The sequence below is a fragment of the Pseudoalteromonas sp. Xi13 genome (assembly GCF_003952205.1).
Classification (GTDB): domain Bacteria; phylum Pseudomonadota; class Gammaproteobacteria; order Enterobacterales; family Alteromonadaceae; genus Pseudoalteromonas; species Pseudoalteromonas atlantica.
Window position 1 is genome coordinate 2,835,023 of the sequence record NZ_CP034439.1, and the last position, 11,953, is coordinate 2,846,975.

The window sequence follows — 11,953 nt, forward strand, 5'->3', positions numbered from 1 at the left end:
AATTAATAACACCGAAGGCTGCATAACTTACCTAAATTAAAGGCAATAAAAAAGAGCCGTAAGGCTCTTTTTTATAGTACTTTGGGACTAAATCTTATTTTAGTTCCATCTCTTGGATGATTTCGTGCGCTATTTCTGGCGTTGTGCTTACAGGCTTTTCGTGTAAATTTGCTTTTATTTGCCCTTTTCGATGTTTTAGTGCTGCATCGAGTTTTTTAGCTGCGCTTGCAATCGCCGGGTACATAACTTCGTTTTCCCCTTTTACCGATATACGCGCACCTTCGTAATTTGTGCTAATTTCTGCTTGGATTTTGTGATGCTCTTTAGACAATATAATGTCGAGTGCGATAAGTGATGGAAAGTGGCTCTCGATTTTTGAAAACTTTTCGTTGATATGCTCTCTAATAGAGTTAGTAACGTCTACATGGTGACCAGAAAGATTAATTTTCATAGGGTATCCTTTTATTTGTTACCTCATAAATAGTATTGGGGGCTATTTAGATTAACACAAGGAAAAAGCACTGATTTTTGAAATTAATTTGTTACTTAAACTGATTTAAATTATAAGTTGTGCAAAGTTTATGCAAAGCCCATAAAATATGGGCTTTCAGACGTCTAGCCTTTAGCGTTTAGTCTGTGTACGAACAGCAATAGTCAGCAAAATCGCTCACTTTTACTTTAAAGCTAACATTGGCATCAACGTTAAAAGATTCGCCTGCGATAAATGTTTTCCACTGCGTTTCGCCAGGTAATAAAATGTCCCACTGGCCGCCTAACAGCTCCATGAGTTCTTTTTTACTGGTATCAAATACAAATTCGCCTGGTTGCATAAAACCTAGCGTTTTGGTTGTGCCATCATTAAATACCACGGTACGGCTTGATACTTTACCGTCAAAATACACGTTCGCTTTTTTAATTACGCTTACATTTTCAAACTGAGACATCCTCACTCCTGTTGTATTATTTTATTTAATCGGCCACCACCTTGCCTGATAGGTCATAGCCTTGCAAGAAAAGCGCTGTGAAAATTACTCATCTGAAATTCAAACTCAAAAGGCTTTAAGCTAAAAAAGTACTACGTATTTCAAGCAGTGTGATGCAGTATCTTAAGGCTACTACACCGCTTTATAACTCAGTCAGCAAACAAAAAAGCCCGCCCTGTTTTACACAGGGCGGGCTTTTAAATATTAAAGCTAACGGTTAAAACAACGCGTTTGCTTTATTTACAATGTTCTCTACTGTAAAGCCAAAGTACTCAAACAGCTCACCAGCAGGTGCCGACTCACCAAAGGTAGTCATACCTACTACTGCGCCATTAAGGCCCACGTACTTGTACCAGTAATCAGCAATACCTGCTTCTACTGCTACGCGGCGTGTAACGGCTGCCGGTAGTACGCTTTCTTTGTACTGTGCGCTTTGCTCTTCAAATACATCAGTACATGGCATAGATACAACACGTACCTTTTTACCTTGGCTGCGTAGCTCTACTGCAGAGTCTTGTGCTAGTTGCACCTCAGAACCTGTTGCAATAATAATTAGCTCTGGCTCGCCGTCACAGCTAAGGATGTAACCACCCTTTTTAACATCTGCTAATTGCTGAGCGTCACGCGCTTGTTGCTCAAGGCCTTGGCGAGTAAAGATAAGTGATGTAGGACCGTCTTTACGCTCAATAGCTTGTTGCCATGCAATTGCCGACTCAACTTGGTCACACGGGCGCCAGTTGTATAAGTTTGGCGTTAAACGCATGCTAGCAATTTGCTCTACCGGTTGGTGAGTTGGACCGTCTTCACCTAGGCCGATTGAATCGTGCGTGTATACAAAAATGCTTGGTTGCTTCATTAGTGCAGCCATACGTACCGCATTTTTTGCGTATTCAACAAACATTAAGAACGTTGCACCGTAAGGAATAAAACCTTTATGAAGGGCAATACCATTCATAATTGCCGACATACCAAACTCACGTACACCGTAGTAAACGTAGTTACCGCTTGCATCGTCTGCAGTTAGCCCTTTAGAGCCATCCCAAATTGTTAAGTTTGATCCAGCTAAATCGGCTGAGCCCCCCATGAACTCTGGTAATAACGGGCCAAATGCATTTAATGCATTTTGCGACGCTTTACGAGATGCAGGGTTTGCAGGGTTTGCTTGTAGTTGCTCTATGTATGCTTGAGATTTTTCAGCCCAATCGCCTGGAAGTTCGTTATTAATACGGCGCTTATATTCAGCTGCAAGCTCTGGGAATGCCTTTGCGTATGCTGCAAATTTTTCGTCCCAGCTAGATTCAAGCTGTTGACCTTTTTCTTTGCTATCCCACTGTGCGTAAATATCATCAGGGATTTCAAATGCACCGCCAGACCAGCCTAAAAATTCGCGAGACGCTGTAATTTCGTCATCACCTAATGGCGCACCGTGACAATCGTGGCTACCAGATTTGTTAGGTGAACCGTAACCAATCACTGTTTTACAACAAATTAGCGATGGTTTGTCAGTAACACTTTGAGCCTCTGCTATTGCAGCACTAACAGCATCGCTGTCGTGGCCATCAACGTCACTTATTACATGCCAGCCGTACGCTTTAAATCGTGCTGGTGTATCGTCGCTAAACCAACCTTCTACTTCACCATCGATTGAAATACCGTTGTCATCCCAAAAAGCCACTAACTTGCCAAGGCCTAATGTGCCAGCAAGTGAACATGCTTCATGAGAAATACCTTCCATTAAACAACCGTCACCCATAAATGCATATGTGTAGTGATCAACAATGTCGTGGCCTTCACGGTTAAATTGTGCAGCAAGCGCTTTTTCAGCAATCGCCATACCTACCGCATTTGTGATCCCCTGACCTAGTGGGCCCGTAGTAGTTTCAATTCCTGGTGCATAACCGTACTCAGGGTGGCCTGGCGTTTTAGAATGCATTTGACGGAAGTTTTTAATTTCATCAAGTGGTAAGTCGTAACCAGTTAGGTGCAATAGAGAATAGATAAGCATTGAACCGTGGCCATTTGAAAGAATAAATCTGTCACGGTCAGCCCACTCTGGATTAGTTGGATTATGCTTTAGATAATCGCGCCATAATACTTCTGCGATATCGGCCATGCCCATAGGGGCTCCAGGGTGGCCAGATTTGGCCTTTTGTACTGCGTCCATTGACAAGACGCGAATAGCATTTGCAAGTTCTTTGCGAGATGGCATGAATTCTCCTACCTTTATGTGTATTTGCGCGGGTACTTATGTGTTCGTTAATACCCTTAAGTAACTTAAGAGCTGTTATAGCAACCATTCTTACTTAATGTGGGTGCAGTGTGCAATTAAAAACCCCATAAAAATGGGCTATTATGAATATTTTTTAAGACCAAAAAGTTATTACTCATTTTATTTAGACGTCTAGGCGTAAAAACACTATGCAAGGTGTTTTGTTTTAGATAAAATACGCCCCTTAATTTTTTAGCGCTAATACCGACGTTTGTGAAGCGCAATATTTGTGAGCAGAAATACAATGGCAAAACATTTATTTACTTCTGAATCTGTTTCTGAAGGTCATCCGGATAAAATCGCCGATCAAATCTCTGATGCGGTACTTGATGCTATCCTAGAGCAAGACTCTCATGCCCGTGTTGCGTGCGAAACTTACGTAAAAACCGGTATGGTTATGGTTGGTGGTGAAATTACCACTAGCGCATGGGTTGATATTGAAGAAATTACACGTAAAACAGTACGTGAAATTGGCTACACGCATTCAGACATGGGTTTCGATGCAGACTCGTGTGCAATTTTAAACACAATTGGTAAGCAGTCTCCTGATATTAACCAAGGTGTTGACCGTACTAGCCCAGAAGAACAAGGTGCTGGCGACCAAGGCTTAATGTTTGGTTATGCATGTAACGAAACAGAAGTACTAATGCCTGCGCCAATTACTTACTCACACCGTTTAGTACAGCGCCAAGCGCAAGTACGTAAAAGCGGCGAGCTTAACTGGTTACGCCCAGATGCAAAATCTCAAGTAACTTTTGCATACGAAAACGGCAAGCCAGTAGGTATTGATGCAGTTGTGCTTTCTACTCAGCACGCTGAAGAAATTTCGCAAAATGACTTAGTAGAAGCCGTGATGGAAACCATCATTAAGCCGGTACTTCCTGCAGAGCTTATTACTAGCGCGACTAAATTTTTCATTAACCCAACGGGTCGCTTTGTAATTGGCGGACCTATGGGCGACTGTGGTTTAACAGGTCGTAAAATCATCGTAGATACATACGGCGGTATGGCACGTCACGGTGGTGGTGCTTTCTCAGGTAAAGATCCATCAAAAGTTGACCGCTCAGCTGCATACGCTGCACGTTACGTTGCTAAAAACGTAGTTGCGGCTGGCCTTGCTGATAAGTGTGAGCTACAAGTATCTTACGCAATTGGTGTAGCAGAGCCTACCTCTATCAGCGTTGAAACCTTTGGTACAAGCAAGCTTGAAGAAGGTCGTTTAATTGAGCTTATTCGTGAGCACTTTGACCTACGCCCTTACGGCTTAATTCAAATGCTTGATTTAGAGCGCCCAATTTACCAACCAACAGCGGCATACGGTCACTTTGGTCGTGACGAATTCCCATGGGAACGTACAGATAAAGCAGACGCACTTCGCGCAGCTGCTGGCCTTTAAGCCAAAATGCATTAAATAATAAACGGCCCTTTTAAGGGCCGTTTTTATATCTAAAGCAAAGGCTAATTATACTATTTATATCAATTGCATTAATTTAGTTGTTTATCATTGCACCCTGTAAATAGTGCAATAACAAAGGAATTTACGGCGTACAGTTATTTTATATAAATAATTTTAACGCAGTCAGTGCGCTATTTAATACGCTAAACTAATCGTGTTTTGAATTAAATTGGTATTAGCTAGCCCTCGAATTTCGTACGGTTTTAGGTATATACTCTTTGCATAATAAAAGCTTAAGGGATAAGTAAATGGCCAATAATTTTCGCGTTATGTTTGTAGGACTCGCCGAGGGCACTGAGGCTAAAACGGCCTGCGTAAATTTAGCAAGTAAGCTAAAAACGTCTGAAGATAAAGTAACTCAGTTTTTTAATGGCAAAGCACTCTTTGCACCTAGCAATAAAGACAAAGCCCTAAAGCAGGCCAAATTACTAGCAAGCCTAGGCATTAAAAGTAAGTTACAAGCCACAGGTGAGTTGCCCACTCAAAGCCCTAGCGCAGCTAGTCAGCGCGATGAACGGATTTTTGATGCCCTTGATTACATAACGAGCAGCCTGATCCGCCTAGAAGAAAAACTAGAAGAGCTAGAACAAAGGCTTCCAACCAATGAGCTAAAAAGCCCTACAGACGAAAGCGATGAGTGGCAAGAAGATGATCTTATGCTTGACGAGCAGCTCGATGAACCTGTTAAAACGCGTAGCAATATTTTGTTATATTCACTGATTGCCACCGCCGTTTTACTACTTATTGTGCTTGCTGTTTACTTAGCTTTTCCTGATTTAGTGTCTATTTAATCAAAGGTGCGTAATTACAATGAGCAATAAACGTACACACATACGCCAATCTATTCGCCAATTACGCAATAATCTATCAAAAAAACAGCAAGAAAAAGCCGCGGTACAGTTAAAGTTGAATTTTACTCAACAGCTAAATAGCGATAAAACAGCCTCAAAAAAACAAATAGCCATTTACTTTAGTAACGATGGAGAATTAGATACCTCATTGTTAATTAATGAGTTATGGCAACAAGGCCACACCCTTTACTTACCCGTTATACACCCATTTAATGGGGCTACTTTGCTGTTTCAACGCTATGAAAAAAACTCACCCATGAGAGCAAATCGCTATGGTATCTTGGAGCCTAAGCTGAACTGCTCTCAAATATGCCCATTAACTGATTTAGATTACTTACTGATGCCACTTGTAGCATTTGATAATCAAGGTAATCGATTAGGAATGGGGGGTGGATTTTACGATAAAACACTGGCGCAATTACACGCTTACAATTGGCAAAAACCGCAACTTATAGGCTTAGCACATAGCTGCCAAAAAGTAGATGCACTGCCAATTGAATCGTGGGATGTTCCACTTAAAACCATTATTACTCCCGATAAAATTTATCACTGGTAATAAACACCCACTACACATTTGAAATATGAGCATAACAATGACGCAAGACGAATTAAAAAAAGCAGCTGCGTGGGCTGCACTCGAGTTTGTAAAAGAAAACACCATTGTTGGTGTGGGGACAGGCTCTACCGTAAATCATTTTATTGATGCCCTAGGCACAGTAAAAGACACCATAACGGGTGCGGTATCTAGCTCTGAGGCTTCAACAGCGCGTTTACACGCGTTAGGTATTGAAGTGTTTGAGCTAAACGATGTAGATGCTCTTGATGTATACGTAGACGGCGCAGATGAAATTAATGCCCAAAACGAAATGATCAAAGGCGGCGGCGCAGCACTTACCCGCGAAAAAATAGTCGCAGCCGTTGCAAAACAATTTGTTTGTATTGTTGATGACACAAAATTAGTAGATACATTGGGTGACTTCCCACTTCCGGTAGAAGTTATACCCATGGCACGCAGCTACGTAGCGCGTGAATTATTAAAACTTGGTGGCGACCCTGTGTACCGCCAAGGCGTAGTAACCGATAACGGTAACGTTATTTTAGATGTACACAATTTAAGTATTAGTAATGCCAAACAACTTGAAACACAAATTAATTCAATTGTTGGCGTAGTTACCAACGGCCTATTTGCGATGCGCGGCGCTGATAAAGTGATTATCGGCACTAAAAATGGGCCACAAATTAAATAGGATGAGGTTATGAGTAAGGTATCGTTAGCAAAAGACAAAATTAAAATTCTCTTGCTTGAAGGTGTTCACCAAAGCGCAGTAGAAACGCTTAAACGTAATGGTTACAGCAACATCGACTACGTAAAAACATCGCTACCTGAGGACGAACTTAAAGAGCGTATTAAAGATGTGCACTTTGTAGGGCTTCGTTCTCGTACTCATATTAACCAAGCAGTTTTAGACTCAGCTGAAAAGCTAGTAGCCATTGGTTGTTTTTGTATTGGTACTAACCAAGTTGACTTAAACTCAGCTCGCGAGCGCGGTATTGCAGTATTTAATGCACCGTTTTCAAACACTCGTTCAGTGGCTGAACTTGTACTTGGCGAAATACTATTACTATTACGTGGTATTCCAGAGCGTAATGCAGCAGCGCACCGTGGCGGCTGGTTAAAAACAGCAACCGGCTCGTTTGAAGCGCGCGGTAAAACGCTCGGGATTATTGGTTACGGCCACATTGGTACCCAGCTTGGTATTATGGCTGAAAACATAGGTATGAACGTAGAGTATTACGACATTGAAGATAAGCTATCTTTAGGTAATGCAACACAAATTCATAACCTAACACAGCTTTTACAGCGCGCTGATATTATTAGTTTACACGTACCAGAAACACCGCAAACTAAAAACCTAATTGGCACAGCAGAACTTGCCGTAATGAAACAAGGCTCAATACTAATTAACGCTTCACGCGGTACTGTAGTGGATATTGATGCACTTGCTGAAGCACTTAGCGAGAAAAAGCTAAGCGGCGCAGCTATTGATGTATTCCCTGTTGAGCCAAAATCTAACGAAGAAGAATTTGTATCGCCACTGCGTGAATTCGACAACGTTATTTTAACGCCGCACATTGGTGGTTCAACCCAAGAAGCGCAAGAAAACATTGGTATTGAAGTAGCCGGTAAATTAGCTAAATACTCAGATAATGGTTCAACTATTACAGCGGTTAACTTCCCTGAGGTTTCGCTTCCAGAGCTTGCTAACCGTAGCCGCTTATTGCACGTACACCACAACCGCCCTGGCGTACTTACACAAATTAACCAAGCGTTTGCCCAGCACGGTATTAACATTGCCGCGCAGTACTTACAAACTGATGAATCAATTGGTTATGTAGTTATTGACGTAGATACCGATCAGTCAGAAGTTGCACTTAAAGAGCTAAGCGCAGTAGAAGGTACAATTAGAGCGCGTATTCTTCACTAAAAGATGAAGTGTAAAAAATAATTAAATAAACACCGTGTTTAAAATAAATACGGTGTTTTTTTATTTTAAAGCTAACTTAACTTTAGGCTCTCATTTCAACGCATTTACCTAGGTGCCCATTATAAACCTTGAGTAGCGCCTTGCTTAAACAGTTTCAAGTTTTCATAACCACTTATACTTTCACAGCTGATGCTATCCTCGCATTTACCTCCTTTAATACGACTCGATACGGCGGTTCGCATACTAGGCATATTTTTTATATTAGTGATAAAATTACCCATTGTTTGCTTTTCTCTGACAACGGTTATACGCTCAATATCTTTATTTTCAGGCTCTCTTGGTAAATCAATGCCTAAAGAGGCAAGCTTTAGTTTTGCCCTTGGGTCTTTTATAGCCGCCTTTTTATAATGCTTAATTGCTTTTTCTTTATTGGATTGACCTAAAATTGCTGATTCATACACTTTAGCTAGTAAAAAATTTGCCCTCACATAGCCCTTATTTGCTGCCAGTTCTAGCTTTTCTTTTGCTTCTAAAGCATCATCTTTTGTCGGGTTATTAGTTAGCATATATGCTGCAATATAATAATTTGCTTTTGGTAACTTTTTAGCGGCGTGTCGTAAGTTTGTAAAGCCAAGGCTTCTATTAACTTCACCACCTTGGCCTTCAATCATCATTATGCCAAGTTTAAACTGGCTATTAGGCAGCCCCCAACGAGCGGCTTCATAAAAGTACCTTCTTGCTTTTTTTAAATCTTGCTCTACACCATAACCATTATAATAAAAAGTGCCCAACATCTCTTGAGCAAGTGGGATCTGTTGACGTGAGTATCGCTTTAGTTTTTTAAACTCTTCCTTACATTTTTCTGAAGAGCATGACTCCACCTTGATATTGTGCTCAAAATTAGTTTTTGCTGATAAGGTAGGCGAAAGTGATAAGGTTATTACTTGGGTAAGAATTAAAAATAAGCGCATAATTAGGTCCATTTCCGTATGTATAATTAATACACTAGCCAAACAGAGACTAAAAAACAAGCAGTTCAACCAATGAAAAAGCATTTAAAAACAGATTATTATATTGCACAAAAAAGCGTGAGATATACCCACGCTCTAACAACTTCATTGTTTGCAGCCAACCATATAGGCAACTACAAAGCTAAAACGACTTTACTCGCCTTTAACTTCTAAATTGACAAATTTAACTAGCTCTTCTGGCTGGCCAGCTAACATCATTATTTGCTGGTTTACTTCCATCATGGTTTTACCTTCAGGCAATTTTGCCGATATGCTTAATGAGTTTAAACCTTTGGCAAAATCAGTTAGCGCCTGTGCAATTTCTTCAGTTACGGGAGCTTGCTGTAACTGTTGCTGTAGCGTCATTTGCATTTGCTCAAGCGTCATACCTTGTTTTTCAAGCTCGCTCACAAATAGCTCTTTTAATTTGCCTTGGTTATTAAGTACTAAATTAATATTTCGTGGCTCAAGCTTACTCATAGCTTGCATAACTAAGGTTTGCTGTTGTAACTCTTGCTCGTACGTAAGTGGCGTGTCACCTGCTTCTTGCTGTGCTTTGCTTATCGCAAGGGATGCGTCCATTAATGCTTTAGAATTGGCAAGGCCTACATCCATATTAAAACTAGCAATATCTTTTGCATCTAGTTTTAAAACTACGTCACTGTCGCCAGATTGTTCATCGTAATCGAGTGATGAGCTTAAGTCGTAACTTGCAGAGGCAAGCATTTCGTTTGTATCAGCAGGTAGTTTTGCTACAAAGTCTTTATCGAACTGAAAGCTTTTTACTGTAAACGATGTATGTGGCGATATTTTATCGGTTTCGTAACTGGTTACTTCAATACTTTGAATATGCGCTACGTTATCACCTTCAGGGCTAATTACTTCCATGTTAGTAATTTCAACGCTTTGAGAAATAACACTTGCCGATAAACCCGCGTATTTAAATGTTGCACCGGTTTGATCGCTCACTAAAGCAAGCTGCTTGTCTACTTCGGTACGTACTTCTTGAGTTGCTACATAGTTTGCGTAGCTAACACCGCCTACGCCAGCTGCAACAATGGCTATGGCTATTACGAGTTTTTTCATGCTATTTCCTTATTCTGATCTGTATATAAATTGTGTTTGCTCAAGAGTAACATTGCACAGCAGCCGCTGTAAGCGTTAATTAATTAAACTCAGTAACTCGTGCACGGTTTTTACTGGCGTAATTTTAGCCCCTAGTCCTTCCATCGATTTATGGTAATTACGAAACGGAATAAATATTTCAGTAAACCCATGCTGAGCCGCTTCTTTAACCCGTGGTACACCGCTGTCGATTGGGCGAACATCGCCGTTTAAACTAAGCTCACCCATGATGCAGGTTGTACGCGGTACAACAAACTCGTTTAAGCTGCTTAAAAGCGCGGTTACTAACGCTAAATCAATACAGGTTTCGGTTTCATCGATTCGTAAGCCGCCCACAATATTAAAAAACGTATCGTGAAATATTTTAGTTTTGGTGTGTTTGCGTAAAATACCAGTGAGCATTTTTATTCGGTTCATGTTTAAACCCACGCACACACGCTGCGGAAATTCGGCTTCGGTTTCGGTGGTTAAACATTGAATTTCGAGCAATAAATTACGGTTACCTTTTCGGATACACGTAATAGTAGAGCCTGGTGATTCAGTACTTGATCCCGATAAAAAAATCTCGCTGGGGTTATCAACACTCAGCATACCGCGTTCGCACATTTTAAAAATGCCTACGGTATCAATATCACCAAAACGGTTTTTGTTAGCTCTAAGCGTACGTACCTGTCCATCATTCGTGTCAATGTGCAATAAGGCATCCACTATATGCACTAATGTTTGCGGCCCTGCAATTTCGTTGTTTTTATTTACATGGGCAATAATAAACATAGTGACATCGTTTTGCTTACAATACTGAGTAAGCGCTTGCGCGGCACTTTTTACTTGCGAAGGCGAACCAGGGCTGCCATTTGCAGTGTCGGTTACAACCGCCTGAATAGAGTCGATAACAGCAAACTTAATTTTATTTTTATCAAGCTCTTCAATAATGGTTTCTACGCTAGTTTCAGAAAGTAAATAAAGCTCATCGGCGTTATAGTTAAGCTTTAAGCGGTTTACACGGTTTTTAAACTGCGACAACGACTCCTCAGCAGTACAGTAAAGTGATGGCATACGCTGCGACATTCTGGCTACTAAATCAGATAATAGCGTTGTTTTACCTGCCCCTGGGTCGCCCGATATAATATTAACCGAGCCCGTGGTTACGCCGCCGCTTAGTACACGGTCAAGCTCGCCTATTTCTGTTAGCTGCTTTTCGGCCTCGGTGGTGGCTACATCATCAATTTTTTTAGAGCCGCCACCAATGCCACCTGCATAACCACCAACGGTTGCTCGCGCAGCGGCTTTTTTACTTTGCCCTGCAGAGGGTTTAAATTCTGCCAACGTGTTCCACGCACCACAGCGACACTGACCTTGCCAACGTTGATAGTTCATACCACACTCTGTACAAACAAATTCTACTTTTGCCGCTTTAGCCATTTATAACCTTACCTACTATTCTTTAATTTAAAATGCATACATTTAGTTGTTTATTTTATCATGGGGAGAACGACATAGCAGCGCTACATTGCTAAAGCCACTCTAGGATCTATATTAGAAACAAACACATGTAATTTTCTCTTTTACTTTAAGTTAGGGCATACTTATTGCTTTTAAATACTTTAAAGTAACTTGCCAACAAATTGGCATTTAACACATAATAACAAGAGTTAAACTGTACTTACACGAAAAATCGTACCTATATTAATAACATAGCACGATGTTACGTTTATTGAATTTTTCAAATAAATGGACTTTACAGTATACCTACTTTTCAATTAGACGGTGACG

Annotated in this window: 11 protein-coding genes; 5 read left to right on the plus strand and 6 right to left on the minus strand. The window is 40.8% G+C overall.

Annotated elements, in window-relative coordinates:
• Window positions 1-94: 94 nt before the first annotated feature.
• From raiA to tkt, 3 genes are all read right to left on the minus strand, one after another.
• Window positions 95-451: a ribosome-associated translation inhibitor RaiA gene (gene raiA, locus EJ103_RS12740; protein WP_024033129.1), complete on the minus strand. Its 357-nt coding sequence runs from the start codon at window positions 449-451 to the stop codon at window positions 95-97.
• 178 nt (window positions 452-629) lie between these two features.
• Window positions 630-944: a pyrimidine/purine nucleoside phosphorylase gene (locus EJ103_RS12745; protein WP_024033130.1), complete on the minus strand. Its 315-nt coding sequence runs from the start codon at window positions 942-944 to the stop codon at window positions 630-632.
• A gap of 256 nt (window positions 945-1,200) precedes the next feature.
• Window positions 1,201-3,192 carry a transketolase gene (gene tkt, locus EJ103_RS12750; protein WP_126007980.1) on the minus strand — a complete coding sequence of 664 codons (1,992 nt, stop codon included), beginning with the start codon at window positions 3,190-3,192 and terminating at the stop codon, window positions 1,201-1,203.
• A 304-nt stretch (window positions 3,193-3,496) separates the two neighbouring features.
• Between tkt and metK the strand changes: the two genes are divergently transcribed.
• The 5 genes from metK (at window position 3,497) to serA (ending at window position 8,045) form a co-directional block, all read left to right on the plus strand.
• On the plus strand, window positions 3,497-4,648 hold the full coding sequence (gene metK / locus EJ103_RS12755; RefSeq protein WP_004586168.1) for a methionine adenosyltransferase: 1,152 nt from the start codon (window positions 3,497-3,499) through the stop codon (window positions 4,646-4,648).
• 308 nt (window positions 4,649-4,956) lie between these two features.
• Window positions 4,957-5,499: a hypothetical protein gene (locus tag EJ103_RS12760; protein WP_055252842.1), complete on the plus strand. Its 543-nt coding sequence runs from the start codon at window positions 4,957-4,959 to the stop codon at window positions 5,497-5,499.
• A gap of 19 nt (window positions 5,500-5,518) precedes the next feature.
• Window positions 5,519-6,115, plus strand: coding sequence for a 5-formyltetrahydrofolate cyclo-ligase (locus tag EJ103_RS12765; RefSeq protein WP_126007982.1), 597 nt, complete (start codon window positions 5,519-5,521; stop codon window positions 6,113-6,115).
• A gap of 37 nt (window positions 6,116-6,152) precedes the next feature.
• Window positions 6,153-6,806, plus strand: a complete 654-nt coding sequence (gene rpiA / locus EJ103_RS12770; protein ID WP_004586165.1) for a ribose-5-phosphate isomerase RpiA — start codon at window positions 6,153-6,155, stop codon at window positions 6,804-6,806.
• A gap of 9 nt (window positions 6,807-6,815) precedes the next feature.
• On the plus strand, window positions 6,816-8,045 hold the full coding sequence (serA, locus tag EJ103_RS12775; RefSeq protein WP_004586164.1) for a phosphoglycerate dehydrogenase: 1,230 nt from the start codon (window positions 6,816-6,818) through the stop codon (window positions 8,043-8,045).
• Between the two features lie 119 nt (window positions 8,046-8,164).
• Here serA and EJ103_RS12780 read toward each other — a convergent pair whose 3' ends face one another.
• The 3 genes from EJ103_RS12780 to radA form a co-directional block, all read right to left on the minus strand.
• Window positions 8,165-9,016, minus strand: coding sequence for a tetratricopeptide repeat protein (locus EJ103_RS12780; RefSeq protein ID WP_126007984.1), 852 nt, complete (start codon window positions 9,014-9,016; stop codon window positions 8,165-8,167).
• Between the two features lie 192 nt (window positions 9,017-9,208).
• The gene (locus EJ103_RS12785; protein WP_126007986.1) at window positions 9,209-10,141 is read right to left on the minus strand and encodes a hypothetical protein; all 933 of its coding nucleotides are present in this window, start codon (window positions 10,139-10,141) and stop codon (window positions 9,209-9,211) included.
• Between the two features lie 75 nt (window positions 10,142-10,216).
• Window positions 10,217-11,602 (minus strand): DNA repair protein RadA, encoded by a 1,386-nt coding sequence (gene radA / locus EJ103_RS12790; RefSeq protein WP_004586161.1) that lies wholly within the window; start codon window positions 11,600-11,602, stop codon window positions 10,217-10,219.
• Between the last annotated feature and the right edge of the window lie 351 nt (window positions 11,603-11,953).